At 63.2% G+C, this 26,631-nt stretch carries 22 protein-coding genes; 14 read left to right on the plus strand and 8 right to left on the minus strand.

Annotated elements, in window-relative coordinates; genetic code table 11:
- The 3 genes from VF436_RS05255 to VF436_RS05265 all read right to left on the minus strand — a co-directional run.
- A partial coding sequence (locus VF436_RS05255; protein WP_330902951.1) for a Six-hairpin glycosidase-like protein occupies positions 1-1,991 on the minus strand: 1,991 nt, incomplete at its 3' end.
- 53 nt (positions 1,992-2,044) lie between these two features.
- Positions 2,045-3,619 (minus strand): alpha-amylase family glycosyl hydrolase, encoded by a 1,575-nt coding sequence (locus VF436_RS05260; RefSeq protein ID WP_330902952.1) that lies wholly within the window; start codon positions 3,617-3,619, stop codon positions 2,045-2,047.
- 98 nt (positions 3,620-3,717) lie between these two features.
- Positions 3,718-6,603 carry a TonB-dependent receptor gene (locus tag VF436_RS05265; protein ID WP_330902953.1) on the minus strand — a complete coding sequence of 962 codons (2,886 nt, stop codon included), beginning with the start codon at positions 6,601-6,603 and terminating at the stop codon, positions 3,718-3,720.
- A gap of 467 nt (positions 6,604-7,070) precedes the next feature.
- Here VF436_RS05265 and VF436_RS05270 point away from each other — a divergent pair, with 467 nt between their 5' ends.
- The 6 genes from VF436_RS05270 (at position 7,071) to VF436_RS05295 (ending at position 15,364) form a co-directional block, all read left to right on the plus strand.
- Positions 7,071-8,687 carry an alpha-glucosidase family protein gene (locus tag VF436_RS05270; RefSeq protein WP_330902954.1) on the plus strand — a complete coding sequence of 539 codons (1,617 nt, stop codon included), beginning with the start codon at positions 7,071-7,073 and terminating at the stop codon, positions 8,685-8,687.
- Between the two features lie 183 nt (positions 8,688-8,870).
- Positions 8,871-9,086 carry a hypothetical protein gene (locus VF436_RS05275; protein ID WP_330902955.1) on the plus strand — a complete coding sequence of 72 codons (216 nt, stop codon included), beginning with the start codon at positions 8,871-8,873 and terminating at the stop codon, positions 9,084-9,086.
- A gap of 50 nt (positions 9,087-9,136) precedes the next feature.
- A complete protein-coding gene (gene uvrD, locus VF436_RS05280) occupies positions 9,137-11,344 on the plus strand; it encodes a DNA helicase II (RefSeq protein ID WP_330902956.1) in 2,208 nt (735 codons plus the stop codon).
- A 35-nt stretch (positions 11,345-11,379) separates the two neighbouring features.
- Positions 11,380-12,570: an FAD-dependent oxidoreductase gene (locus VF436_RS05285; RefSeq protein WP_330902957.1), complete on the plus strand. Its 1,191-nt coding sequence runs from the start codon at positions 11,380-11,382 to the stop codon at positions 12,568-12,570.
- 82 nt (positions 12,571-12,652) lie between these two features.
- Positions 12,653-13,831 (plus strand): hypothetical protein, encoded by a 1,179-nt coding sequence (locus VF436_RS05290; protein ID WP_330902958.1) that lies wholly within the window; start codon positions 12,653-12,655, stop codon positions 13,829-13,831.
- A gap of 72 nt (positions 13,832-13,903) precedes the next feature.
- Positions 13,904-15,364 (plus strand): hypothetical protein, encoded by a 1,461-nt coding sequence (locus VF436_RS05295; RefSeq protein WP_330902959.1) that lies wholly within the window; start codon positions 13,904-13,906, stop codon positions 15,362-15,364.
- Positions 15,365-15,469: 105 nt separating this feature from the next.
- Here VF436_RS05295 and VF436_RS05300 read toward each other — a convergent pair whose 3' ends face one another.
- The 4 genes from VF436_RS05300 to VF436_RS05315 form a co-directional block, all read right to left on the minus strand.
- Positions 15,470-16,723, minus strand: coding sequence for a heme biosynthesis protein HemY (locus tag VF436_RS05300; protein WP_330902960.1), 1,254 nt, complete (start codon positions 16,721-16,723; stop codon positions 15,470-15,472).
- Positions 16,720-17,832 carry a uroporphyrinogen-III C-methyltransferase gene (locus VF436_RS05305; protein ID WP_330902961.1) on the minus strand — a complete coding sequence of 371 codons (1,113 nt, stop codon included), beginning with the start codon at positions 17,830-17,832 and terminating at the stop codon, positions 16,720-16,722. Before VF436_RS05305 ends, VF436_RS05300 begins: the two co-directional genes overlap by 4 nt.
- 75 nt (positions 17,833-17,907) lie before the next feature.
- Positions 17,908-18,603 carry a uroporphyrinogen-III synthase gene (locus tag VF436_RS05310; RefSeq protein WP_330902962.1) on the minus strand — a complete coding sequence of 232 codons (696 nt, stop codon included), beginning with the start codon at positions 18,601-18,603 and terminating at the stop codon, positions 17,908-17,910.
- 142 nt (positions 18,604-18,745) lie between these two features.
- Positions 18,746-19,861, minus strand: a complete 1,116-nt coding sequence (locus VF436_RS05315) for an NADH:flavin oxidoreductase (protein ID WP_330902963.1) — start codon at positions 19,859-19,861, stop codon at positions 18,746-18,748.
- Between the two features lie 121 nt (positions 19,862-19,982).
- Here VF436_RS05315 and VF436_RS05320 point away from each other — a divergent pair, with 121 nt between their 5' ends.
- The 4 genes from VF436_RS05320 (at position 19,983) to VF436_RS05335 (ending at position 21,902) form a co-directional block, all read left to right on the plus strand.
- Positions 19,983-20,366, plus strand: coding sequence for a helix-turn-helix domain-containing protein (locus VF436_RS05320; RefSeq protein WP_330902964.1), 384 nt, complete (start codon positions 19,983-19,985; stop codon positions 20,364-20,366).
- A gap of 69 nt (positions 20,367-20,435) precedes the next feature.
- Entirely contained in the window at positions 20,436-20,900 is a 465-nt protein-coding gene (locus tag VF436_RS05325) for a YiiD C-terminal domain-containing protein (RefSeq protein WP_330902966.1), read from the plus strand.
- 68 nt (positions 20,901-20,968) lie between these two features.
- Positions 20,969-21,382 carry a hypothetical protein gene (locus VF436_RS05330; RefSeq protein ID WP_330902967.1) on the plus strand — a complete coding sequence of 138 codons (414 nt, stop codon included), beginning with the start codon at positions 20,969-20,971 and terminating at the stop codon, positions 21,380-21,382.
- 73 nt (positions 21,383-21,455) lie between these two features.
- Positions 21,456-21,902 carry a rhodanese-like domain-containing protein gene (locus VF436_RS05335; RefSeq protein WP_330902968.1) on the plus strand — a complete coding sequence of 149 codons (447 nt, stop codon included), beginning with the start codon at positions 21,456-21,458 and terminating at the stop codon, positions 21,900-21,902.
- A 135-nt stretch (positions 21,903-22,037) separates the two neighbouring features.
- Here VF436_RS05335 and VF436_RS05340 read toward each other — a convergent pair whose 3' ends face one another.
- Positions 22,038-23,087 carry a 2Fe-2S iron-sulfur cluster-binding protein gene (locus VF436_RS05340; protein ID WP_330902973.1) on the minus strand — a complete coding sequence of 350 codons (1,050 nt, stop codon included), beginning with the start codon at positions 23,085-23,087 and terminating at the stop codon, positions 22,038-22,040.
- Between the two features lie 63 nt (positions 23,088-23,150).
- Here VF436_RS05340 and VF436_RS05345 point away from each other — a divergent pair, with 63 nt between their 5' ends.
- The 4 genes from VF436_RS05345 to VF436_RS05360 all read left to right on the plus strand — a co-directional run bounded on the left by VF436_RS05345 (position 23,151) and on the right by VF436_RS05360 (position 26,466).
- On the plus strand, positions 23,151-23,588 hold the full coding sequence (locus tag VF436_RS05345; RefSeq protein ID WP_330902969.1) for a hotdog fold thioesterase: 438 nt from the start codon (positions 23,151-23,153) through the stop codon (positions 23,586-23,588).
- Positions 23,585-24,535, plus strand: coding sequence for a serine/threonine protein kinase (locus VF436_RS05350; RefSeq protein WP_330902970.1), 951 nt, complete (start codon positions 23,585-23,587; stop codon positions 24,533-24,535). Before VF436_RS05345 ends, VF436_RS05350 begins: the two co-directional genes overlap by 4 nt.
- A 189-nt stretch (positions 24,536-24,724) precedes the next feature.
- Positions 24,725-25,273, plus strand: a complete 549-nt coding sequence (locus VF436_RS05355) for a DUF1190 domain-containing protein (protein ID WP_330902971.1) — start codon at positions 24,725-24,727, stop codon at positions 25,271-25,273.
- On the plus strand, positions 25,273-26,466 hold the full coding sequence (locus VF436_RS05360; RefSeq protein ID WP_330902972.1) for a glutathionylspermidine synthase family protein: 1,194 nt from the start codon (positions 25,273-25,275) through the stop codon (positions 26,464-26,466). The genes VF436_RS05355 and VF436_RS05360 overlap by 1 nt, the downstream gene beginning before the upstream one ends.
- Positions 26,467-26,631: the final 165 nt, after the last annotated feature.

The following is a 26,631-nucleotide window of genomic DNA, read 5'->3' on the forward strand; positions in this document are numbered from 1 at the left end:
TCGACACCGCCCTCGCCCCCGGTGAAATGAGCAAAATGGGTGAGGTAACTCATGTTGAAGCCGGTCTTGAGGGTGAATGTACAGGCCTTGCCGGCCTTGGCATCGAATATGCCGTAGGTCGATTGCTGCTTGCCTTCGCTATGCGGCATGGTCAGCACCATCGTTTGCGGCTTGCTACCTGCGCAGGCAGCCGTGGCCAAGTACACCGCGGCGGTGACCCCGGTCTCGATAGTGCCGTGCTTGTTGACGTAATCGGCGCTCAACTTGAACCTGCCCGACGTGCCGGGCGTCCATGTCCAGCTTTCGCTGCTACGTATCAAAGATTGCGACGAGGGTGACAGCGCCGAGCTTGCAAGCGGCCGCTGGGCGAACGAGGCATCCTGCTTGATGTAGAGCGGTGCATCCAGGCGCAACGGCGACGATGCCACGCGGATGGCTTTCAAGGTAACGATCTTGTGCGTGTCACCTTCCACGTTGTCCGCGACGAGCAGGTTCCCATCAAGCGTAGCCGGCTTGACCAGGGTGATGTCCGATCCATCCAGTTGCAGTTGAATGCGGTCACCTTTGCCGAACAACATCGGCACCAGCGACACCGGCAGCTTCGGCACCACCTGGCCGTCCGGCTGCAAGCCGAAAACCCCCTCGGTAACCATGTCCAGGTAAGCCCCGACTGACCAAAGCTGTCGCGGCGAATTGATCACCGGGCCACTCTTCTCGCCATCGTCCACATGCACGGATTGACTGACTAGCTCGAAATTCTCCATGTTTGAACCAGCCAGTGCCGCACCGCGCAGCAACGACTGGATTTCGTGCGCGATGCGCTCGGGCTCCTCGACCTGACGCGCGGCGCGCAGCGCATAGGCGCTTACGAAAGGCCAGATGGCGCGGTTGTGGTAGATCGGCACGTCGTCGCGTTCTGGCCATATTACCGGGCTGCCCGACGGCCAGGTGGGATAGTGCACCAGTGTCTGCCGTGCACGGTCGGCATCGGCCACACCGGTGGTGATCGCCAGCGCAATACCCAGCAAGTCATATGTATCGAACGGCTGCGCCGCATCCGCGCCGCCGATGTAGCTCATGTACATGCCGCGATCGGCACGCCAGAAGCGCTGGTTGATCGCCTGCCTGAGCGCGGCCGCCTGCGCCCGATAGCCAGGGGCTCGCGCCGGCTCGCGCTGCGCGGCCATGGTGGCGGCCAATTGCAGCGCCTGGTAGTGCAGCACGTTGGTCGATAACGCGAACGACTGCCCGATGAAGGTAACGTCCGTGGCCGCCCACATAGGGTACGTCTGCTGGCGCCAGTCGAGGAACGACGTCTCGCCACGATACAGGCCAAGCCGCTCGTCGAAGGTGTATTGGCGATCCTGAGCCAGCGTGTCGTTCAACGCGCGGTAGACTTCATCGGCGAATGCCTTATCGTCGAGCAGGTGCTGCGCGGCCATGAACCACACGATACGATCGGTGCTGATCGGCCAGCTCCCCCCCGAGCCAGTATCCTGCATGACGTACAGACCCTGCGGCGCGGACGGCTCGCGCACATCCGAGAGCTTGAAGCGCAGCGACGCGCGTGCGCGCTCGGGATCGAGTCGCCACAGCGACAGATCCACTGCGTACGACAGATCGCGAGTCCACACGTAATGCCATTTCTGGCCGGTCTCGAAGCACGCGCAGGGAATGGATTTGCCATGGTCGAAGGCACCGTCTGTGATGGCGCTGACCGAGTCTTTGGTCAGGTCGTCCTGGGCCATCGCGAACATGGCATCGAACAGGTCGCTGGCCGTCTTCACGCCCAGCTTGCCGGCCGGGATATCCCGCGTGCCGGCCGGGCCCTGGAGCTGGAAGCCGCCACCGGGCTTGCGTTTCACGCTGGCCTGCCGGCCCTGGAACCGAACCACCGCCGCATCGATATCGTCATCGGCCGAGTGCGCCTGGGCCACGCCCAACGCCACACACAACGACAACCCCAAAAGACAACGCGCCAAACCTCGCATCGGCAGATGCTCCTTCTATCGGTTAAGCGGACAATCTGCCGCCCGACCCGCCTTCACTGCAAGACCACCGAGGCATAGGCCGGTAGAGACAACGTGCCGTCCGCATACGAGGCACCGATGACGCTTTGCAACAACACACGCGATGCGCGTGCCTTGCCCGCCAGCTTCACCGCTTGCGGCTGCCCGGAAAGATTGTGCACGACCAGCACACGACGTGTGCCAACGAAGCGCTCATACGCGGCAAGGGAATCATTGCCGGTATCGATCACCCGCAGATCGCCATCGCGAAGCAGCGGCTGCTGTTCGCGCCAATGGATCAGCATGCGATACACCTGCAACAACGAGTGCGGATCGTCCTGCTCGGCCTGTACGGAAATCTCCGGCCCCTGCCCCGACGTCACTGGCTTCCAGCGACTCTGCCCGGCAGCGATCGGGTCGCGATCCCAGCGCATGGGTTCGCGCAGGTCCTGGTCGGGCTTGCGTCCCAGCACGCCCAATTCCTCGCCGTAGTAGATGAACGGGCGGCCAGGCAAGGTCAGCAGGATTGCCGCCGCCACGCGCATATGGTCCAGGTTGCCATCCAGCCGACTGAGCACGCGTTCCTGGTCGTGGTTGGACAGGAATGGCGCATCGATGAATTCGTGTCCGGCGGCCTTGTGAAAAGCCGCGTAGCTTTGCGCCAGTTCCGCACGGAGGGCCGACGCATTTTCTTGCCGGGTGCTGAGGATGATCTGCTCGGCCAACGGAAAATCGAAGACCGAGCCCAGTGGCTTCATGTATGGCGCCAGTTGCAGCGGCGACTGCATGGCAACCTCTCCCACTAGATAGACATCGGGTCGCACCTGTTGCAGGCCACGCCGGAACTCGCTCCACCACTGGACATTCTTTCTCAGGGTCTGCGGCTTGCCGGTGTCGCTTTGCAGGTCGTCGTAGATATGTCGCGCCGCATCCAAGCGAAATCCATCGGCACCTTTGGCGAGCCAAAAGCGGCCCACCTCGATCATCTGTTTGCGCACCGCCGGATTGTCGTAGTTGAGATCGGGCATGCCCCGGCTGAAATCACCGAGGAAGTAAGCCCCATCAAGTTCATGCCAGGCCGGAGTGCCAGTGGCACTCAAGGCCTTGGTATCGGTGCCGGGGGTGGCCCAGGTAAACCACGTGCGATACGGGCTGGCCGGATCGTGCGCCGCCACGAACCAAGGGTGCTTGTTGCTGGTGTGATTGATCACCAGGTCCATGATCACCTGGATATGCCGCTTGTGCGCTTGGGCGATCAGCTGCTCGAAATCGGCCATTGTGCCGTATTCGGGGTTGATCGCCTCATAATCGGTCACGTCGTAACCGTGATAGCTGGGCGAGGCATTGATGGGCATCAACCAGATGCCGTCGATGCCCAGCGATTGGAGGTAATCGAGCTTGGCGGTGACGCCGTTGAGATCGCCGATGCCGTCACCGTTGGTGTCGTACCAGGATCGCACGAAGATCTCGTACCAGACCCCGGTTCCCGAGGTGTGGGACAAAAGTGGCGTCTCGGCCACGGATGTCGAGGGGAGTGCGCGGACATCCGGGCCAAGCGCCAGGGAGAAAACTATGGCCAGCGAGGCCAGGAACTGACGGTAGCGAAGCATGCACAGGCTCCCTTGGATGAATCAGGGCATCGCCTCGCACCGATGACGACTATCCCGAACTTCGCCCCGTCGCAAGCGACAGGGCGAAGGGTGATGGTTTATAGCTTGAACTCCACACCCAGATAGTTGGTGCGACCGAAATACTGGATCGTGCCGGTCTGCTGCTGGTTGGTGAAGTATGTGCGGGTCGGCTGGTTACTCGCATTGAGCAACTGGTAGACCACCTTCAGTTTGTCGTTAATGCTGTAAGAGGCCTGGAAGTCGTAGACCAGCTCGGAGGCAAATACCACCAACTGGTTGTCCACCGCGATCTGCGTATCGGATACGAAGTGCGAGCGATAGTTAGCCGATACACGTGCCGAGAACGGCCCGTTGTCGTAGAACACCGCGGCACTGGCCACGCGCTGGGACAAGCCCGGCAAGCCGATCATCTGCGTCGGACCACCCAGCGCCGACGGATTCTTCACCGAACTGGACGTCACGGCCAGGTTGGCATCTACACCCAGGCCTGCCCACATGCCCGGCAGGAAATGCGTCTTGGTGAACGACATTTCCACGCCACGCACATCGCCACCCTTGGCGTTGTAAGCCGTCTGGTAGTCGCCCTGGATGTACGGCGCGCCCGTATTCGGATCGATCGGCACGGTGATGCCGACGCTGGCGAAGTCGAAGTTGTGGTAGGTCACCTGCTGCACGAACGACTTGATGTGCTTGAAGAACACACCGGCCGTGAAGGCGCCCGACGAATCATCGAAATAATGTTCGTAAGTGGCGTCGTACTGCTGTGCACGCAGGGGATCGAGCAACGGACTGGTACCGCCGTAGATGTTGTACGTATTGCCGTCGGTGATGTACGAGCCGGAGCCTGCCAGCATCGAATTGATCGGCGGACGCGCCAGCACCTTGGCGGCCGAGAAGCGCACTTGGTCGTTGTCGGTCAGGTGATAGATCAGGTTCAGCGACGGCAGGTAGTCGGTGTACTTCTTGCCGATGTGCAACGGCGCGAAGTCGCTGCTGGTAGCGCCATTGCCATCGGTAATCGGAATGCCCGCGCCGTTGCCGACCTGTTGCAGACCGGTGCTGTACTGCGAATCGTGCGATACACGCACACCGACGTTGCCGTTCAATTCATGGCCGAACAACTGGGTTTCGATATCGGCCATCAGGAACAGGTCACGAACCTTCTGGTCCACCTGGCCGCTCTGCACATACGTCCAGTTGTTGTTGATGATGTCCTTGACTGGCGTACCGGTGATGCCGTGCGAGGCCAGGATCCCTGGTCCGTTAAGCTGCAGGAAGCAGGGGAAACTGCCGAAAGTGCCCTTCCAGCAACGCACCGTGGCATCGCCACTGTCAATGGTCAGCGGCGGTTGGCCCAGCGCCGGATTGCTGTTCCACTCCGAGCCGTAGACATAGGCAGTGCGGTCGGCGTTGTAGGTATGGTTGTTGGCGTAGACGCCCACCTCCAGCGCCGACAGCAGGGAGTTGTTCGGCAGGTCGTACTTGACGCTCGCGCGAAACGCCTTGTTGCGATCGTGATACACGTACGGGTACACACCGTAGCGCGACAGCGCCATCTGGTTGAGATCGGTGTACATGCCTGGATTGTTGATCGTCACCTGACCGATGCTGCGGCCGGTGAGCAGATAGGACAACGACTGCGCAGCCAGCTGCGGGTTGCCCGTGCCCAGGCCGGTGTATGGATCGGCCGTGGCGTCGACATTGACTTCATGGCCCTGGGCGCGCGACATCGACAGGTCGCCATCGACATGCCACGGACCGCTGTTCCACTTAAGGTTCAGGCCACCGGAGAACACATCGCTGACCTTGGTGTAGTTGTCAGCGGTGGTTTCATTGGAGAACTGCGAGCCCTGGCCACTGCCGCTGACGTCACCGCCAATCAGCGAACCGTTCGGACCGAATACCGGGTTGGTGATCTGCGTGTTGCCATTGTAGAAATTCTGCGAGCGCAGGCCATAGCCGAACGAGCCATTCTTGAACTTGGAGAAGAAGCTGTCAGCAGTGATCTGCAATTCATCGGTCGGTTTCCATACCACCGTACCGAGATAGCCCGTGCGGCGCTCCTGTCCACCGTTCTGCTGCAACTGGATGCCTTCGGGGATATACGCCTGCGGCGCGCCGGGCGAGCTGTTGATCGGCTCCAGGCCTGAGTTGTACTGCTCGCCGACGAATTGCTCGGACACGTGCGGCTGATACAACTGGGCCACGCCCAGGCCGATGCCCAGGGTGTTGTCCAGGAACTTGCCCTGATAGGCCGCGCTCAGGCGATAGCCCAGCGCGTTGGCACCGGCCACGTTGTGCGCCAAGCCCGTGTAGCTGCCACGCGCATCGACGTTGAGGTTCTGTTCCTTGGGCGCTTCCAGCGGGTTGGCCGTCTGCAAGCCGATCGTGCCGCCTACGCCGCCGGTGATCAACGAAGCCTGCGAGGACTTGTACACCGTGGCCATGTTGATCAGCTCGGAAGGATACTGGTCGAACTGGATGTAGTTACTACCACTGGTGGAAGGCTGCTCGCGCCCATCCAGCGTGGTCTGGATGAAGTTGCCCGACAAGCCGCGGATGTTGACCTGCGAGGCCTGGCCGGCGATGCGTTCGGCCGATACACCAGGCAGGCGGGTCAGCGCATCGGCGATGGACTGATCGGGCAAGCCACCGATGTCGGCCGAGGTGATCACGTTCTGGATCGTATCGGCATAACGCTGGTAGTCGATGGCCTTCTCCATCGATGCGTTGTAACCGGTGACGGTGATGCCTTCCAGGCTCTTGGCCAGTTCGGGCGACTGACCCTGCTTCTTGGCCTCGTCGGCCGCCTTCTGCTGGTCGGCGGTGAGCGGCTTGGACTGGGCGTCCTGGGGAGCCGGGCCGGCACCGACGCCATCGGCTGGCGCAGCATGAACTCCGACGGTGAAGCACAAACCAGCCGATGCGATCGCCAGCGCCAATACGTTGCGTTTCAGAATCACCTTGTCCCCTCCCCAGGGCTTTGACTTGTCGACTGTCGTCGTCGGCAAACCCATACCGCGCGACATTGTGTTTGTCCGCCGAGAATGGCGTGCGGCGCATGGTAGGGCCGGCTCAATGAGACCGGACAGTTCATGCATACGTATTCATGACGCACTTTTTTTGTGCACCTTTGACAAAACATAGGCGTCCGGTGACTCGCCAGGAACCGGTGTAGCAGCAGTGATCGCAAGCCTCTTGCACGATTGAAATATCGGTCTTATCGCGTTTTCGCACCGTATCGGTGCAGCATGCGCACCGGCCTGGCAAGGCCGCTCGCGCGCTGCTGCGTCGCAATATCACCCTTTTTTGAATACGTATGCATGGACCACGATCAGGCTAGGCCTAGCGTTTAAGCTGCGCCGCACATTGCAGCTGCCTCCGTGTCGGGTCGGTAGCGACGCGAAGAACAGTCCGGGGGTTTGGCGACATGAGTGAAGCACCGTGGTGGCGCGGAGCCGTCATCTATCAGATTTATCCACGCAGCTTCCTCGATACCAATGGCGATGGCGTAGGCGATCTGCCGGGCATCGTGGAAAAGCTCGACTACGTGGCCAGCCTGGGCGTGGATGCGATCTGGATCGCCCCGTTCTTCCGCTCGCCGATGGCCGACTTCGGCTATGACATTGCCGATTACCGCGCGGTCGACCCCCTGTTCGGCACCCTCGAGGATTTCGATCAATTGCTGGCCAAGGCGCACGCCCTGGGCCTGAAGGTGATGATCGACCAGGTGCTCAGCCATACCTCGGACCAGCATGCATGGTTCAAGGAAAGCCGCGCAAGCGGCGACAACCCCAGATCCGACTGGTACGTCTGGGCCGATGCGCGCCCCGACGGCACACCGCCGAACAACTGGCTATCGCTGTTCGGCGGGGTCGCCTGGCAATGGGAGCCGCGACGCGGCCAGTATTACCTGCACAACTTCCTGACCTCGCAGCCAGACCTGAACTTCCACAATGCGCAGGTGCAGCGCGCCGTACTGGACAACGTGAAGTTCTGGCTCGACAAGGGCGTCGACGGCCTGCGCCTGGATGCGATCAATTTCTGCTTTCACGATGCGCTTCTACGCGACAACCCGCCCAAGCCGGAAGAAAAGCGCGTGGGTCGAGGCTTCAGTCCGGACAATCCGTACGCGTTCCAGTATCACTACTTCAACAATACGCAGCCTGAGAATATTCCGTTCCTGGAAGAACTGCGCCAGTTGCTGGACAAGTACGACGGTGCCGTCGCGCTGGGCGAAATTTCCTCGGAGGATTCGCTCGCCACCACCGCCGAATACACCAGCGGCAAGCGCCTTCACATGGGTTACAGTTTCGAACTGCTTACCGACGATTTCAGCGCGGCATACATTCGTGGCACGGTGGAGAACCTCGAAGCGCAGATGCGCGAAGGCTGGCCGTGCTGGGCTATTTCCAACCATGACGTCGAACGCGTGCTTACGCGCTGGGGCCAGGGCGACACGACCGCGCACATGGCTGGCATGCTCACCGCCATGGTGTGTTCACTGCGCGGCTCGGTGTGCGTATACCAGGGCGAGGAACTGGGCCTGACCGAAGCGGAGGTCCCGTTCGAATCCCTGCAGGACCCTTACGGCATCACGTTCTGGCCGAATTTCAAGGGTCGTGACGGTTGCCGCACCCCGTTGCCCTGGAACGAAAACGCCAATGCCGGCTTCACCCACGGCAAGCCCTGGCTACCCGTGCCGGATGATCATCGCGCCCTCGCTGTCTCGCGCCAGGAACTGGACCCGCATTCGTCGCTGCACAACTTCCGCAGCTTCATGCAATGGCGCAAGGGCCAGCCCGCGCTGCGACTGGGCGACATCCGCTTCGTGGACGTCCCCGAGCCTGCGCTGGCGTTCACTCGCACGTACGAAGGCCAGACCGTGCTGGCGCTGTTCAATTTCAGTGCCTCGCCCATCACCGTGGACCTGCCCGCATTCGCGCATGCCCGCGCATTCAATGGCCACGGCCTGGCCGAGGGCTCGCTGAGCGACGGCCGCGCCGAGCTTCCAGGACATGGCGTGCTGTTTGCGCAAGTGACCTGAGGCAGGCGCCCATGTCGAACCCTTGCCGGCACACCACCTATGCCGGCAAGTCACAGCGCCTGGCCACTCACTTCCCGCCCCCAAGGCTGTACGCCGGCTTATCACCCATCCACACGGCGATGTTTCCTTGACCGAGCTCGACCTATGATCGATCGCTCCCGGAATCATTGAAGGAACAGACGCATGCGTGCAGGTCTCATCATCATCGGTATCCTCCTGCTGGGCGCCGGTATCTGGATCACCCTTGGACACGGCAGCTACCGGGAAACCAATACGCTGGTACAGGTAGGCTCGGCCAAGGTCACCGCCTCCCACGACAAGGCACTGCCCTCCTGGGCCGGTGTGGCCGGCATCGTGGTCGGCGGCCTGCTGACCCTGGGCGGCCTGCTCAAGCGCTGAGCGCGTGGCGGGGAGGCACGGCCCGTTGCCTCCCCGCTACAATCCCATGGATGGATGTCTCCTATCTCATCGACAAGCTCAACGATGCCCAACGTGATGCGGTCTGCGCCGCGCCGGGGCACTATCTGGTCCTGGCTGGCGCAGGTTCCGGCAAGACCCGCGTACTCACCCATCGCATCGGCTGGCTGACACAAGTCGGTCGGGTACAACCCTGGTCGGTGCTGGCGGTTACCTTCACCAACAAGGCAGCCGGCGAAATGCGCGCGCGCCTGGACCAGTTGATCCCAGGGGGCACCCAGGGCCTGACCGTAGGCACTTTCCACGGCATCGCGCACCGCCTGCTGCGCCGCCACTGGCGTGAGGCAGGGCTGCCCGAGACCTTCCAGATCCTCGACGCCGATGACCAGCAACGCATCATCAAGCGTGTGGTCACAGGGCTCGGGCTGGACGAGGCGCGTTTCCCGCCGCGCCAGGCCACGTGGCAGATCAATCAATGGAAAGACGAAGGCAAGCGGCCGGAAACCATCGAACATCGCGACCACCCGGTCACGCGAACGTTCGTGCAGATCTACCAGGCCTATGAGGACGCCTGCCGGCGTGCCGGCCTGGTCGACTTCGCCGAACTGCTGCTGCGCGCGCACGAGCTGTGGCTGAAGAACCCAGCGGTGCTCGAACACTACCAGGCACGCTGGCGCCATCTGCTGATCGACGAATTCCAGGACACCAACACACTGCAATACGCCTGGATCCGTGTCCTGGCCGGGCAGACCGGGCATGTGTTCGTCGTAGGCGACGACGACCAGGCCATCTATGGCTGGCGCGGCGCGAAGGTGGAAAACGTGCAGCAATTCCTGCGCGATTTCCCCGGCGCGCGCACTATCCGCCTGGAACAGAACTACCGCTCCACCGCCACCATCCTCAAGGCGGCCAATAGCGTGATCGCGCGCAATGGCGGCCGCCTGGGCAAGCAACTATGGACCGATGGCGGCGATGGCGAGCGCATCGCGGTGTACGCCGCATACAACGAGCAGGACGAAGCCCGCTTCGTCATCGAGCGCATCCGCGAATACATTGCCGAGCATGGCGATGCGCGTGACTGCGCCATCCTGTATCGCTCCAATGCCCAGTCGCGCAACTTCGAAGAACAGTTGATCCAGCGCGATATCCCCTACCGCGTCTACGGAGGCCTGCGCTTCTTTGATCGTGCGGAAATCAAGGATGCACTGGCCTATATGCGCCTGGCCGCCAACCGCCAGGACGATGCCGCCTTCGAACGCGCGGTCAACACGCCGCCACGCGGCATCGGCGACCGCACGCTCGACGTGGTGCGGCGCCGTGCGCGCGGTGAAAACATCTCACTATGGGAAGCCTCGCTGGGCGAACTGACCTCGGGCCGCGAACTGGCCGGCCGCGCAAAAAATGCGCTCAAAGCCTTTCTCGCCCTGATCGAGGACATGGCACACACCTTCGTACCGCCACCGCGCGAGGGCCAGACGAGCCAGGCACTCAACCTAGCCGAGCAGGTCGAGCACGTCGTCAACCATACGGGCCTTCGCGATTTCCACGAGAAGGACACGCGTGGCAACGGTGAGGCGCGCGTGGAAAACCTCGACGAGCTGGTCAATGTCGCCAGCCGTTTTGAACTTACGCCAGACGACATCGAGGCCGGCCTGAGCGAGCTGTCCGCCTTCCTTTCGCATGCGGCGCTGGAAGCGGGCGAAGGCCAGGGCGAATCCTGGGACGATTGCGTGCAGCTGATGACGCTGCATTCGGCCAAGGGCCTGGAATTTCCCGTCGTGTTCCTGGTCGGCGTGGAGGAGGGCCTGTTTCCCAGCCAGCGCTCGGTCGAAGACGAAGGGCGCCTGGAGGAAGAACGCCGCCTGGCCTATGTCGGCATCACCCGTGCACGGGAACGTCTGTTCATCACGCACGCTGAATCGCGCCGCATGCACGGCACGGAAATGCTGGCGCGTCCATCGCGCTTCCTCGGCGAAATTCCGCCGGAACTGATCGATGAAGTGCGCCCGCGCGTGCAGGTGAGCCGCCCGATGTACGCCGGGCGCTTCGCCGAACCGACGGGCAGCTTGCAGGAAGACCTGCCGGTCAAGCTGGGCCAGCGCGTCAGCCACCCGAGCTTCGGCGAAGGGGTGGTGGTCAGCGCCGAAGGCAGCGGCCCGCATACACGTTTGCAGATCAATTTCGAGGGTGCCGGCAGCAAGTGGCTGGTCGCCGCGTACGCTAACCTCACGCCGCTTTAGACCTGCGCGGCCACGCAAGGGTAAGGGGAAATACCATGCAACGCCGACACTTCCTGCGCCACGCCGGCGCCACCTTGGCCCTGGCCTCCACCGGCGCACTGACGGCCTGCGTGCCTGCGGGAACGCGTTCGGGAAATCGCGCGGCACCCGTGGCGCGCCTGGGCTCGGGCATCCCCGAGTTGATGCCGGTCAAGGCGCGCCCCGATCGCATCACCGGCGTCTACGTCTGTACCCGCCCTTTCCGCGCCGCCGGTCCACGCATCGAAACCGAACGACTCGGCGACAAGACCGTCGTGCACAACTACGGTCATGGAGGAAGCGGCTGGTCGCTGTCATGGGGATCGAGCACGTTGGCATTGCGCATGGCGCAAGCCACCGGCGTGCACGAACTGGGCGTGATCGGCTGTGGCGCACTGGGCCTGACCACGGCCCTGCTCGCCCAGCGCGCCGGTCTTTCGGTACGCATCTATGCGCGCGACCTGCCGCCGAATGTGTACTCGATGCGCGCCAGCGGCCTTTGGACGCCCGATTCGCGCATCTGCGACGCCGCGCACGCCTCTGTATTCGGCGACCGTTGGGAAGACATGGCGCGCATTTCCTTCACGCAATACCAGAGCATGCTCGGCTTGCCCGGAGATCCGATCGAATGGATCGAAGGCTATTTTCTTTCCGACGATCCACCCGGCCAGGCAAGCCAGGAACCCTCCGACGAACCCGAGTATGCCGAATTCGTCGAGCGAGCCCGGTTCACACCGCGATCGGTGGAACTGGCACCCGGCACGCACCCGTTCGCGCAAGCGCATGTGCGTCGCTACACCACATTGATGTTCAACATCACCAGCTATGCGCACATGCTGCTCAACGACTTCCTCGTGGCCGGCGGCAAGATCGAAGTACGCGAATTTCATCAGCCCAACGACCTGCTGCAACTGCCCGAACGCACCCTGGTCAATGCAACCGGCTATGGTGCCCGCGCGCTGTTCGGTGACAACTCGCTTATTCCCGTGCGCGGCCAGACGGCAAGGCTTATCCCACAGCCGGAGGTCCGCTATGGCATCAGCTCCTCGAAGGTAAGCATGGTGCCGCGCCGCGATGGCCTGCTGGTCCAGGCATTTGGAGATAGCGGCAATTTCAACAACCCCGACACCACACCCGTTCGCGCGGTATCCGAGGCGGCCGTGCTGGCCCTGGCCCGCATCGTCGAGGGAATGCGCCAACCGGCCTGACCCGATGACAAACCCCGGGGCCAGGGCGCATCATCTGCCTCTGGCAACGGGGGGCCGGTGCCATAACGGATGATGGCGATCTATGACCACGAAGTGGTTTCTCGACGATCTCGGCGTATCCGAGGGCGCGACCGAACAAGACATCAGGAACGCCTATAGGGAACGTCTAGCACAGCTAGGCAGCACGGCCAGCAGCGCAACGATAAGCCTGCTTGAGGAAACTTTCCGGCAAGCGCTTGCGTGGCGTGCCTGCGGCGACTCGTCAACGCAGGAAACTGCGCTCAACGTACAAAAGACTGCCGACCATTTCTATCGCCAATTATTGGAGTGCATGGCTTGCGGGCAATCCGTCGAGGATCTATTCCCGCGGCAACGGACTCGCGCGCGATCAACTGGCCCCGAGGTCGCCCTGGCGCTGGAAGGCAGGCTGCTTGATCGCCTCATTCGCGCCCAGGGAATATCCCGACCGTTACTGTTCGATGCAGCATGCAGGCATTGGCATTGGCATGATCCGGAGCATGCGCGCCAGCTCGGTGCATCCGGTGCGTGGATCGGGCATGTACTGGCGCAGGAGCAGGCCTGGCAAGCCGCGCAGGAGACCTTGCCTCCGGCGGTAAAGCTGCTCCCCTTGCTCGAAACATGTCGCGGCACAGCAGTGCCAGCAGCGACGCTGCCGCAATGGCCGCGCATGCGCCAGATCATTCTGGCCTATCCGCAATATCTGTCACTGCGTATCGAGCCGTCATGCTTCCAGGCCTGGGACAAGGCCTATCGCGACCACGTCGAAGCTGCACACGCCATGGCAAGCGTATCTGCACCCGCCGTGCCGCCGTCAACGATCCCTGCTGTTCCGGTGATTCCGGCGACGGCGTTGCGAACACCCACGACCCAGGCCGTTCGCGCCCCCTGGCTCGCCTGGATCACGAGGCAACGCGATGTCCTGGTCGTGGGTACCGCGGCACTGTGCGTGATGCTCTACCTCGTCTCGCGCATGGCGGCACCAGCCGATCGGTCGGTTCGACCAGGCTATGCAGCTCCGTCGGCCAGCCTGGTACTGATCCTGCCCGAACAATCCTCCACCACGCGCGAGAACTGCGACTACATCAACCTTGTCGTACACCAACCCAGTTGGGAACCACCGGCGGATGCGGACCAGCGTCGTCGCTATGCCAATGCCATCGATGGCTGCATGAAGGTCAATCACTGGCATGCACACGCCACACCAGACAGCGCGCTCGAACGCCTGGGCGTGCACGCCTGACTCAAACCCGATGTGCGGCTTGCCACCTCAACCATGCCGCCGCGTGATGCCAATGCCCAACGGAGCAATGCCATGCATACGCCATGGTTCCTGAAAAAACTGGAACTTGACGATCAGGCTGACGAGCGTGTCATCAAGCGCGCTTACGCCAAGCTGCTGAGAACCATCGATCAAGCCAGCGATATCGAAGGGTTCAATCAGCTTCATATGGCGTATAAGCAAGCGTTGGCGTGGGCATCGCGCAAGGCGATGAGCGAGGTCAACACGGCGCCAGCCGCGTCGTTAGCAAACAGCGTTGCCCATGCAGAGCCTGCGCGAGAATCTCCCGAGGCCATGCCAAACGCGGCCGATGACGAGATTCGTCGAGCCCTGGCGAGTCCTGGCGCAAGCGCCGAGAAAGACCATGCTACCCACACACAGGAAGCGGTAAACAATTCTGATATACGGGCGCCCAAGCCAGGTATCGGCGACGACGACATTCGCCGGGCCCTGGCACGAAAACGACAAGCCGCCGTCGTACGCGACACGATGCCACCGCCACGCGATCCACACGATGCGGCCCGTGCTGCATTCGAAGCACTACGCGATGACCTGGCCCAGGGCGAAAATGCGACCGTCGCGCTACAGCGACAATTACAGGCACTTGCTCACGAGCATTTGCGTGCCCCTGGCCTGTTCGAACTGATCGTGCTCGAGGCTCTGGCCAGCAGCAACATCGGCCAGCGCCTTGCGTTGTTCAATGCCAGCCAGAAATCATTTGCTTGGCTGGACGTCGTGCATTTGCAGAATCTGGGCGCGCGCGGGCATTGGGTCGTGCAGGTCCAGAAGGAAGCTCGCCAGGTTGAAACACTTGCGCAGCGTTTGGAGCCGGCCCTGCGATACATCGACATGCGCGAGGCCGGCCATATCGACCCGGTTCCCAACCAGTTGCTGCCGCTGTGGCCCGACCTGCACAGCGCCATCGAGACCTGCCCGCGCTACTTCGCGCTGCGCATGGATGGCGCGACATTGGACGCGTGGGAGCTGGCGTATCGAAACAGCAACATGGCCAGGCTTGGGCTCGTCCAGTCTCAGAATGAGACAGCTCACCCGCAGCCCATGTCACCCGCCCAATATCGCGCGAACCGCCCCAAGTCAGGCAACTCGGCGGTGCCTGCCTTCGGCGCAGGCTTTGCCTTCATCGCGTTCCTGGTCATCAGACTGATCGCCAGCATGGTCGATACCACCCCGACACATACCTCGCAACCCATGTGGACACCACCGCCCTCACCGCCAACGCCAGTGGCTTCGGCACCGTACTGGCCTGACAGGCCAGCGCAGTTCCAGGCACGTGCCGTGACGTCGCATGACAAGCCGCCGGCTGACTGCGGCAACCTGTACACCCAAACGCATCAAGGCCAGTGGCCCATTCCGCGAGATCCGAAAATCCGCGCCCTCTGGGCCCATGCGGTACAAGCGTGCCAGGACGAGGGCCAATGGCTGACCACGCCCACGGCCGATCCGGTGTTCCTGGGACTGGGACTGAAGGGTTAGGAAAAAACAAAAAGCTTGCATGTCCCGCCGATAGGCCGCTTCATGCTCCTGACTCTTGAGAGCCGTCACAGGCGACGACCTCAAAAGCCGTAAAGCAAGCGGACCTCACTCCCTCAGCCGCGGCACACCATGCTCGCTACGTTCCTCGATCGCCACGGGACGCGTATCGAGTTTGCCGCGCAGTTCGTGCGGGGCGAATTGGGCGGGTTCCCCGCGTGCCATCGCCAGGGCATTGCGATAACAGCGTTGGGCCTGCGCGTTGTCACCTTCGCCAGCATAGGTGTCGCCCAGGGCCTCCCAGATCGCGCCGCCCGGCTCCAGGGCCAGGGCACGATCGAGGTACTTGTGTGCCTTGCCCCACAGCTTGGCGCGCACGCACATGCGTCCCAGGGTGAGCAACAGGTTGGCATCGTTGGGATGCACATCCAGCCACCCTTCCACGCGCCGCAGGCGACCTTCATTGTCGTCATCGGTGAGGTTGCCGTAGGTAGCCACCAGTTGCGACGACCATTCGCGTCGCAGCGCTGATTCTACTTCGTCCATCGCAGGCAACATCATGCCCAGGCTCGCTGCACGACGCGCATAGGCATCGACCACGGCGGGAATGCGACGTTGCGGCTTAGGCAACTGCGACCACAAGCTGTTGAGCGCGACAGCATCGGGTGCAGCAAGTATGGAACCGGTCAGCACCAGCGATTCCAGCGAGGCATAGGCACGCGGGCCGATGGCGCCGCTTTTCTGCAAGGGCTCGAGGGCCTGACGCGCACGGCGCATGTCGCCGGTGGCAACCGCCGACAAGGCCAGTTCGCGCCAGCCACCCGGAGTCAGGCTGCCGCTATCGGCCTCGGGCGCCAGCAATGCCAGCGCGTCGGCAGGGCGCCCTTCGCGACGCAGGAAGCGCGCACGCAGCACACGGGCAGCTTGTGGCGCGGACTGCGATGCCTCGTCGAGGGTTTCCAGCGCACGTCCGTGTTCGCCACGGCGCGAAGCCGCTTCGGCTGAAACCAGCAACGCCGGACCACGCAGGCTATCCAGGCGCGAGGCGCGTTGCAAGTCACGCTCGGCATCGCCATGGCGACCCTCCATCAAGGCGATCAAGCCCGCACTCATGCGCTGGCGACTGGTGCGGCGATGGCGGCGCGACATCGCACCGAAGGGCCAGCGCACCAACTGCCATAGCAAGATGACGATCGCCACGATCACCACCACCATGATCACCGCGGCAATCGCCGTCATCTCGGCGGTGTAACCACGAATCTTGACCAGGACGTAACCGGGATCTTCGGCGACCCAGTGCCAGCCGAATGCCGCCAGCGCGGCAATCACCGCAAGCAGGAGAATCCAGCGCCACAACTTCATGGGTGGGCTCCGCTGCTGGCATGCGCTGGCGCCGCCGCTTCACCGGGCTTCAGTGCATGCACCGATCGCAGGTTGCGCAACTCGGTCAGTGCCGCGCCCAATTGGACATTCGCCATCGACGGCATCTGAGCGGCCAATGCGGACGTCTCGCGCGCAGCCTGTTGCACGGCCGGCGCCTGTGCATCGAACTGAGCCGACAACGTGGCACTCGCGCGCTGTAACGCGGCCTGATAGGCATCGCGGTCGTATGCCATCAGCGCAAGCTGCGCCTGGGCCAGATCGAGGGAGGCCAGCTCGCGCGCGAATCGCGCATCGGCCACAGCCAACGGCGCACCGTTATCGCGACGGATGGTGATCACGCTGGACAACGCACCGCGCAGTCGCGCCCAGGCGCCGGCGTCGACCTGTGTCTGGCTATCGAGCGGTTTGAGCGGAAGCGTCATCACTTCGCCGCGCAATGCCGTCAAATGGGTCATGGCTGCCTCACGACTGGCTGGGGCGCTCTTGATCAGTGCCTCGTGCTCGGCGTTGACACTCTGGCGCAACCCGGAAAACGCGCCATCGTTGACCGAGGCGAGCGCCTGGTCGGCCGCCGTGTAGGCCGTCGCCGCGCCCTGGGCGTCGTGGAACAACTCGAAGCGTTCCTTGCCCCAACGCAGCAGCGACTCGGCTTCGTCGAGCAACATGGCATCGTGACCGGACAGGCTCTTCTCGGAAAGCTTGGCAACGGCATCCTCGAGATTGCGCACACGTTCCGCCTGGCCGAATTGCTCCTCGCGCAAGCCGCGATTGACCTGGTCGGCATCGCCCAGGCGCTGGCGCAACGCGGTGCGATCGTCGTCCAGGCTGGTGATGGTCTGCTGCATGCTGTCCAGGCGCTGGCGCAGACTGGCGATGGTCTGGCTGTCCTGGCTGGCGGTGCGCTCCTGTTGCCACTGGCGCCAACCGATATAGCCGGCGCCTCCCATGGCAACGAGGGACAGCAGCAAGGCAAAGGCCAGGCTGCCGCCACGCGAGGGCGTCGGCTTGCGGCCGGTGGGGGCGGGAGTCGTCGGGCTGCGCGCGTCCGAGGAGGCGGCGCCGTGCGGTGCGGTGTCGTCTTGGCTCATGCGACACATGCTAGCAGCCCATGCGCCACCGCACGTATCGAAAATGCCCCGGCACACGCGATTCGTCTCAGGCGTTCACGATTCCTGCACGCCTGCACCCGCCACGGCATCGAGTAAAGCCCCCGCACCGGCGGACCTGGCCAACCGGATCGAAGCGAAACCGGCCTCGCTCGCGACGTCGGCAAGGCGCCGGCTGCTCACCACCGCCGTGCACGCCGATAGCGACGTCCAAGCCGGCAACGGCGCAAGCGTACGAAGATTGAGCAAGGCTTCCGCGCTGGACAACAACAGGCATGACCGGGCAGGCAACGCGACGACCTGTTCCCAATGGCTTGGCCGCAGGCGTGGTGTGACTCGACGATAGACCTGCACTTCGCGCAGCATGCCGCGTCCGGCCAGTTGTTCACGCAACAGGCCACGGCCACCCGGCGCATCGATCAACGCGATGCGCGGCGCCTGCCACTGCGACCAGACAGGCAGGCCGAGCAGGCCTTCGCTATCCTGGCGCTCCATCGGCGCTATCGCATCGGTCACACCCTGGCGGTGCAGCGCACGTAACGTACCCTGCCCCACCGCCAGCACCGTGGCACGCGTTCGCAAGGCATGCAGGCGTGCGGCAAAGCGCACCGCCGCCGGACTGGTGAAGATCACGACCTGATCGTGCAGGGCATCGGCCATCGCCGAGCGTGTTGCCGCATCATCGATGCCACGCAAGGCAAGCCCTGGTAAAAGCACCGGCACGCCCCCGCGTCGACGCACTTGGCGCGCCATGGAAGAGCCCGTGCCGGCCGGACGCGTGATGATCACGGTCCGGCCGAGCAATGGCAAAGCAGAAGATGTCAGCGATGCTGCGGGCATGCACGCAGTGTAGCGGTACGGCACCGCCGCTCACGTATCACGCCCGCGCCAGGGATCAGGCCAGTTCGGCCAGTGCCGATGCCTGGAATTCGTGGATCGCCTCCGAGGCCTCGCCACGGACTTTCTGCGGCCACCGCGGATCGGCGATCAAGGCACGCCCCACCGCGATCAGGTCGAATTCATCGCGTTCCATGCGCGTGATCAGCCGCTCGATGCCGGCGTTGCTGGTAGCACCACCCTGAAAGGTCGTGATGAAGTCGTTGCTCAGTCCCACCGAGCCCACGCTGATGGTAGGCGCACCGGTGAGTTTCTTGGCCCAACCCGCGAAATTGAGGCCGTCCTCGCCGTCGATCTCGGGGAATTCAGGCTCCCAGAAGCGACGCTGCGAGCAATGCAGCACGTCAACGCCCGCCTCCACCAGCGGTACGAGCCAGTCGGTCATTTCCTGGGGCGTGACGGCAAGACGCGCGGTGAAATCCTGGCCCTTCCACTGGCTCACGCGCAGGATGATCGGGAAATCCATGCCGACCGCCTGGCGCACGGCTGCGATCACCTCGCCAGCAAAACGGGCACGCTCACGCAACGTGGCACCGCCATAGCGATCCGTGCGCTCATTGGTGCCGGCCCAGAAGAACTCGTCGATCAGATAACCATGCGCACCATGCAGTTCCAGCGTGTCAAAGCCCAGACGCTTGGCATCGGAGGCAGCACGCGCGAAAGCGGCAACGGCATCGGCGATGGCTTCCTCGCTCATCGCCTCGCCACGCGGCTTGCCCGGCGCGATCAGACCGGAGGGGCTTTCCACTGGCACAGCCGGCTCCCACTCGGTGCCCTGGGCCTGGGTCGAACCGGTATGCCACAGTTGCGGACCCATGCGGCCACCAGCAGCATGCACTTGGTCGATCACTTGCTTCCAACCCGCCAGCGGTGCTTCACCGTGGAAGAACGGAATCCGAGGGTGATTGCGCGAGGCAGGCCGATCGATCACCGTGCCCTCGGACAGAATCAAGCCGACGCCACCTTCGGCGCGGCGACGGTAATACTGCGCATTGGAAGGGCCGGGAATGCCTTCCGGCGAAAACGTGCGTGTCATGGGCGCCATGACCAGACGGTTCTTCAGTTGCAGCGATTTGACGGCAAACGGGCGAAACAGGACATCGGTCGCGGACACGCAGGACTCCAGGCAACAGGATCGGAAAGGGCATCAAAGTATACAAAAGAAACCTAGAGTCAATAACGCACCTTACATGCACCAGGTATACTTGAGGAAATCTTGTTTCGACGGGTGTCCCATGACCACCTGCAACCTGCAACACTTCTCCGCCGACTGCCCCACCCGGGTACTGTTCGACCAGATCGTCGACAAGTGGTCGATGATGGTGCTGGCTGTGCTCGACAGTGGCCCGCAACGCTTCAATATCATCAAGCGCCATCTCGAGGGCATCACGCAGAAGTCGCTGACGCAGTGCCTGCGTCGACTGGAGCGCAACGGCCTGATCGCACGGCACGTGATCCCGGCTTCCCCTGTGGCGGTGAACTACGAGATCACCCCGCTGGGCCGTACTCTGCAACCGCCCTTCAAAGCGTTGTATGGCTGGACAGTGCACAACCTGGCCGGCGTGGAAGCCGCCCGACAGGTCTACGACGAGCGCCAGGGTGAGCCGGCCAGGCCATGAGGGCGCGCTTTGGTCTGTCGCACGAGGGCGATACACTCGGCGGCTGATCCGTTTCAAACAGTCGCCTCCATGAGCTCTCCCGATCTGATCGCCCTGGCCCACGAGCTGGTCGACTTCACCCGCAGCAATATCCCCCAGGCCCAGGTCATGGACATCCAGCTGGGTACCTACGACGGCGACACCATCGTGCTGGACGCCCCGCTGACGCCCAACGTCAATGACAAGGGCTGCGCGTTCGGCGGCAGCTTGGTCAGTGTCATGACCCTGGCCGGCTGGAGCCTGGTGGAGCTGGCACTGCGGCGGCGCCAATTCGATTGCGACGTCTTCGTGGCCGAATCAACCGTGCGCTACCTGGCGCCGGTGTGGAATGACTTTGCCAGCGAAGCCAGCCTGGCTCCGGAATCGAACTGGGAAACCTTCTTTGGCACTTTGCAGGCGCGTGGCCGTGCGCGCGTCGAGGTGATCGCTCGCGTTCCTGGGGACACCGGGCCGGCCGCCACCATGACCGCGCGATTCGTCGCCAAGCGTCGCTGAAGCGGCACAGCCATTGATGGCAGAATGCCAGGTCTGATGGCTCCACGAACCGAAAGGGAATGAAAACCATGCGCCGTATCCTGCTAGTTCCCGTCGTCGCGCTTTGTGCCACCCTGACCGGCTGCGCCACTAGCAAAAAAACGGACATGCTCACCACCACGCTCAACGCCTACCAGCACGCAGTGCGCTGGGACGGCTTCGCCAGTGCGTCCAAGTTCATCGATCCGAAAGTCCTGGCCGAGCATCCGATCACACCGATCGAGATCTCGCGCTTCGACCAGTACCGCGTGACCGACTATGACGAGGGCCAGGGACCGATGCCGGCGGGCGAGGACGAAGTTCGCCAGGTGGTACAGATCAACTTGGTCAACGTGCACACCCAGTCCGAGCGCAGTATCGTCGACCGCCAGACCTGGCACTACGACGGCAAGGGCCACTGGTGGCTGACCAGCGGTTTGCCTGAGATTTCCCCGCAAAACTGAGCAACAACGCTATAATCGCCGTTTTGCCCTATGCCTGCGCGCCCGTCCGGCGCGCTTTGCGGAAGCCGGATCGATGAGCGATTTTCTCCAGAAGCTGACTCCCTTCATCCACAACCACATCATCCTGGTTGGATTGTTCGTGTTGGTGGTGCTCGCGCTGATCGCGATGGAGATCGCCAGCCTGTTCCGCAAATACAAGGAAGTCTCGCCCGCCGGCCTGACGCTGCTGATCAACCGTGAAAGCCCGCTGATGATCGACCTGTCGGCCTATGCGGATTTCGAAAAAGCCCATGTCCCCGGCGCGCGCCACGTGGCAATGAGCCAGTTCGACCCGGAGAGCAAGGACCTGGCCGCGGCCAAGGATCTGCCTGTCGTGGTGATGGACAAGGACGGTCGCGGCGAAGCACAGCGCGCCGCGCAGCGGCTGGTCAAGGCCGGCTTTGCCAAGGTGTTCTTCCTCGGCGGCGGCGTCGCCGCATGGCAACAGGCCCAGCTACCCACCGCCAAAGGCCGCAAGTAGGATCGACTTCAGTCGCGAAGCAAGGCGCGACGAGGTCGCGGCTTGGCGGTTTGGGGCCCCAATCTGCGATCGCATCGCAGATTGCCTCGCCAATAAATTCGCTTCTGCAAAATGGATTGCGACCCGGCCATGCGCTCAGCCGTGAATCCCGGCCCTGCCACGCAATATGCTGGCAATGACATCCGGCGCGTAGTCATACGAATCGTAAAAGAGGCGCTCGGCGGGCAGACCAGCTTGGGCGAACAAGCTCTTGCCCGCAGCGATCATCGGCGGTGGTCCGCTCATGTAGAGATCGAAGCCGGAGAGATCAGGGTGATCTTCCAGCACGGCTTCGTGCACGAAACCCGTCCGCAATCCATCCGCCAGTTGCGGCTCGGATACCACGGCCGTGAAGCGCAGGTTGGGATGCTGGTGCCGCCATGCTTCGGCCATCGCACGCAGGTAAAGATCACCTGCGTCGCGCACACCCCAGTAGACATCCAGCGAGCGACGGCTCGAAAGTTCGAGGAAGTGTTCGACGATCGCCTTGACCGGCGCGAACCCGGTGCCGCCAGCCATGAGTATGATCGGTCGTTCCGAATCCTCACGCGGCACGAAGGTGCCCAGCGGCGCTTCCAGGCGCAATCGATCGCCTTCGGCCAGACCATCCTTGACCCACGAAGTGAAGCCGCCGCCGGCCACATGGCGTACGTGCAGTTCGATCACCCCGTCGGCACGCGGATTGCCCGCGATCGAGAAAGACCGATGCTTGCCATCGGGCAGCACGACGTCCAGGTATTGTCCAGGAAGCCACTTGAGTGCGGTCTCACCGGGCACAGGTAGCAAATGCAGGCCCACCACGTCGGGCGCAAGCGTCCGCTTTTCCGTAACCAGGACATCGAGCTGGCGCCGGGCCACGTCCTCGACCGAGGTTACTTCACGCGCCTCGATCACCAGATCGCTGGTCGGCACGGCCTGGCAAAGCAGAATGGCGTGCTGGCTGGCATCCTGGGCATTCAGGGCCAGCGGCGGGATACGCGGATAATCGCATTGGCCCTCGACGAGCGTGGCACGACAACTGCCGCAGACGCCGGCCCGGCACGAATAAGGCAAGGCGATACCCGCGCGCTGCGCAGCTTCCAGCACGGTTTGCCCAGGCGCCGCCTCGAACTGGCGGCCTGAATTTTTGAGGGTCACGGTAAACACAAGCGCATTGTCGCGGCGGCAGCGTGGACGGACAATGTAGGCACTATCGACAGGATTCAACCTATGGCCATCTGGAAACAGGACACCGATCTGGCGCGCATCAACGGCTGGGCGGGCAATACCATGCTCGAAGCGCTGGGTATCGAAGTCACGGCAGTGGGCGAGGACTGGCTGCGCGGCACCATGCCGGTGGACCATCGCACGCACCAGCCCTATGGCCTGCTGCATGGCGGCGCATCTGTTGCCCTGGCCGAGACACTGGGCAGCACCGCGGCCATGCTCACGCTCGACCCAGCCCTTGAAGCGGCTGTAGGCCTTGAAATCAACGCCAACCATATCCGTGGCGTGCGTAGCGGCATCGTCACCGGTACTGCCCGTGCGCTGCACCTGGGGCGCAGCACGCAGGTATGGGAAATCCGCATCGAAAACGAAGTCGGCCAACTGGTGTGCATGTCGCGCATCACCATGGCGGTGATCGATGCAACCAAGGCCGCGCGTTGAACGCCGTTGCGCCCTACGCCAGTCTCGATCCTGAATGCGTATTGCGCGCTGTCGAAGCCTGCGGCCTGTGGACGGATGGACGGCTGCTCGCGCTCAACAGTTACGAAAACCGCGTCTGGCAGGTCGGCATCGAGGATGCCGCTCCGGTCATCGCCAAGTTCTACCGCCCCGCGCGCTGGAGCGATGAGGCGATTGTCGAGGAACACACCTTCGCCCAGGAACTGACTACCGCCGAGGTTCCGCTGGTCGCCCCGCTGCATATCGACGGCCAGACTTTGCTCCACCACCAGGGCTATCGCTATACCCTTACGCCACGCCATGGCGGCCGTGCGCCTTCGCTGGAATCGGACGAACAGCTTCAATGGCTGGGCCGGCTGATCGCGCGCATCCATACCATCGGCGCGCGCGCGCCATTCGCGCATCGTGGCGACCTCGACCGCACCAGCCACATCCATGTGCCCATGCAGGCCGTGCTGGCCTCTTCGCTATTGCCCGCGCACCTGCAAAGTGCCTATCGCGTGGCCGCCGAGCGCGTCGACAGTGCCATCGCCACACGCCTGGAATCGGTCGGCCCGGTGCGGCGCCTGCGTCTGCATGGGGATTGCCATCCCGGCAATGTGCTCTGGACCGATGCCGGCCCACACTTCGTCGACCTCGACGACGCGCGCAACGGCCCGGCGGTGCAGGATCTGTGGATGCTCGCGCACGACGAACACGCGCTGGACGTATTGCTCGAGGGTTATCAGCAGATGCGCGACTTCGACTACGCCGAGCTGTCCTTGATCCCCGCCCTGCGCGCCATGCGCCAGCTGCACCATGCCGGCTGGATCGCCGCTCGCTGGCCGGATCCGGCCTTCCCCGCCGCCTTCCCCTTCGCCGCCGAGCCTCGCTGGTGGGAACAGCATGTCACGGACCTGCATGAGCTGGCCGACGCATTGAATGGGTAAAGCCGGCGCCTTCGAAACCTGTAAAGGGTCAGGGGTCGACAGGATCCGCCCGTGGTTTTCGAGCATGCCTGCTCTTCCTATTTGCTATTGCGTGTTCACAGGCCCCGCAAGAGCCGGATTCACCCCAGAAGCACTTCCGCAAGAACCCACGACAAGGCATGCTTGCAAGCCCGAGGACAGGGAGTTGCCATGAAACGTTCAAGGACGGCGGCACTGCTGCTGATGAGTGCCACGCCGCTGCTGCTGACCGCTTGCGGCGATGATGAGGCGATGCGCGAAGGCGTATACACATCGGTGCAGGCATGCACCGCCCAAACACACGATGCGGCGACCTGCCAACAGGCGTACGACAAGGCACGTGCCGATGCGACGGCCAACGGCCCGCAATTCGGCTCGCAACAGGAATGCGAGAGCAGTTACGGCTCGGGCAAGTGCGAGGCACATACCGATAGCACAGGGCATTCGTTCTTCGGACCACTCATGACCGGCTTCTTCATTTCGCAGCTGATGCGCAACGGCTCGCCGATGACCGGATTCAGCAGCGCCCCGGCGTTCCAGAACACCTCCGGACAATGGCAGCGCCCCGGTTTCCAGCCGGGGACCACCGGGGCCACCAGCAGCTCCTTCCGCGGCTCGCGTGGCATGACCACGATCGGTAGTTCGGCCGATACCGCCGTCACGGTCAGTCGCGGCGGCTTCGGTTCGCGTAGCAGCGGCCGCGGCGGGTTCGGCGAGTAATGCGCCGCGTCGCCATCGCCGAGCGCTCCAACTGGCGCGAACTGGCCGCCGAATGCGGCTTCGACTTCCACACCATCGATGGCCAGCCATACTGGGACGAGTCGGCGTATTACGCGTTTTCGCTACGCGAGATCGAGGACGACGTCGAAGCACCCACGCTCGAACTGCACCAGATGGCGCTGGCGCTGGTCGACGACGTCGTGCGCGACCAGGCCCTGCTGGAAAAGCTGGCCATCCCCGAGCATTACTGGACCTGGATCGCCGATAGCTGGCGCCGCCGCGACCCGCACCTGTACGGCCGCATGGATTTTGCCTATGACGGCACCGGGCCGGCCAAGCTTTACGAGCTCAATTACGATACACCGACTTCGCTGTTCGAAGCGGCGTTCTTCCAGTGGCAATGGCTGGAGCACAACCTGTCGCGCGGCGCGCTGCCGGCAGGCGCGGACCAGTTCAACTCGATCTACGAGTCGCTGGTCGATACATTCGGCGGCATGGCCCATCGCATCGCCCAGCCGTTCTACGTCTCGGCAGTGCGCGAATCGACCGAGGACCAGGGCACCGTGGCCTATGTGCGTGATTGCGCGATCCAAGCCGGCATCTCTTGCGAGGAAATCGCCATCGAGGACCTCGGCCTGTCCCGCGATGGTCGCTTCACCGACCTGCATGACCGCGTCATCGGCAGCCTGTTCAAGCTCTATCCGCTGGAAGACATGTTTCGCGAGGAGTTCGGTGTCTACCTGACGCGCTCGGGCATGCAACTGATCGAACCGCCCTGGAAAGCGATTCTCAGCAACAAGGGTGTGCTGCCGTTGCTATGGGAGCGTCATCGCGGCCATCCCAACCTGCTGCCGGCGCTGTTCGACGACGGTACCCCCCTGGCGCCGGGCTGGGTGCGCAAGCCGCTGTACTCGCGCGAGGGCGCCAATATCGCCATGCGTCTCCCCGACGGCAGCCAGCTCGATTCCGAAGGCCCTTATGACGGTCCCTGCATCCGGCAGGCCTATCACCCGCTGCCGGTTTTCGACGGTCGTCATGTGCTTATTGGCAGTTGGATCGTCGGCGATCATGCCTGCGGCATGGGCCTGCGCGAAGACCACTCGCCGATTACCCGCGATAGCGCGCACTTCATCCCGCACGCCATCATTGATGGACTTGCCGAACAGGGGCCAAGGGCTACATTAATCGCATGACAGCAGGCATGCGGCCACCGGGGTCACCAGGCACCGGCTTGGGCTAAGCTTGCCGCTTTCTGACGAAACGGAAAACGCGTGCGCTCCATCCTGCTACGAGTGATCGGCATCTTCGAGATCGCCGGCGGTCTTTATGGCGTCGCCCAGATGCTGCACCGCCTGCTG

The sequence above is a fragment of the Dyella sp. genome, assembly GCF_036384435.1.
In the GTDB taxonomy this organism is placed as follows: domain Bacteria; phylum Pseudomonadota; class Gammaproteobacteria; order Xanthomonadales; family Rhodanobacteraceae; genus GSA-30.

Bases quoted from the DNA above. Each gene is read 5' to 3' on its own strand.
- VF436_RS05260 (WP_330902952.1), bottom strand. From the start codon at position 3,619: ATGCTTCGCTACCGTCAGTTCCTGGCCTCGCTGGCCATAGTTTTCTCC.
- VF436_RS05270 (WP_330902954.1), top strand. From the start codon at position 7,071: ATGAGTGAAGCACCGTGGTGGCGCGGAGCCGTCATCTATCAGATTTAT.
- VF436_RS05275 (WP_330902955.1), top strand. From the start codon at position 8,871: ATGCGTGCAGGTCTCATCATCATCGGTATCCTCCTGCTGGGCGCCGGT.
- uvrD (WP_330902956.1), top strand. From the start codon at position 9,137: ATGGATGTCTCCTATCTCATCGACAAGCTCAACGATGCCCAACGTGAT.
- VF436_RS05285 (WP_330902957.1), top strand. From the start codon at position 11,380: ATGCAACGCCGACACTTCCTGCGCCACGCCGGCGCCACCTTGGCCCTG.
- VF436_RS05290 (WP_330902958.1), top strand. From the start codon at position 12,653: ATGACCACGAAGTGGTTTCTCGACGATCTCGGCGTATCCGAGGGCGCG.
- VF436_RS05295 (WP_330902959.1), top strand. From the start codon at position 13,904: ATGCATACGCCATGGTTCCTGAAAAAACTGGAACTTGACGATCAGGCT.
- VF436_RS05300 (WP_330902960.1), bottom strand. From the start codon at position 16,723: ATGAAGTTGTGGCGCTGGATTCTCCTGCTTGCGGTGATTGCCGCGCTG.
- VF436_RS05305 (WP_330902961.1), bottom strand. From the start codon at position 17,832: ATGAGCCAAGACGACACCGCACCGCACGGCGCCGCCTCCTCGGACGCG.
- VF436_RS05310 (WP_330902962.1), bottom strand. From the start codon at position 18,603: ATGGCGCGCCAAGTGCGTCGACGCGGGGGCGTGCCGGTGCTTTTACCA.
- VF436_RS05320 (WP_330902964.1), top strand. From the start codon at position 19,983: ATGACCACCTGCAACCTGCAACACTTCTCCGCCGACTGCCCCACCCGG.
- VF436_RS05325 (WP_330902966.1), top strand. From the start codon at position 20,436: ATGAGCTCTCCCGATCTGATCGCCCTGGCCCACGAGCTGGTCGACTTC.
- VF436_RS05330 (WP_330902967.1), top strand. From the start codon at position 20,969: ATGCGCCGTATCCTGCTAGTTCCCGTCGTCGCGCTTTGTGCCACCCTG.
- VF436_RS05335 (WP_330902968.1), top strand. From the start codon at position 21,456: ATGAGCGATTTTCTCCAGAAGCTGACTCCCTTCATCCACAACCACATC.
- VF436_RS05345 (WP_330902969.1), top strand. From the start codon at position 23,151: ATGGCCATCTGGAAACAGGACACCGATCTGGCGCGCATCAACGGCTGG.
- VF436_RS05355 (WP_330902971.1), top strand. From the start codon at position 24,725: ATGAAACGTTCAAGGACGGCGGCACTGCTGCTGATGAGTGCCACGCCG.
- VF436_RS05360 (WP_330902972.1), top strand. From the start codon at position 25,273: ATGCGCCGCGTCGCCATCGCCGAGCGCTCCAACTGGCGCGAACTGGCC.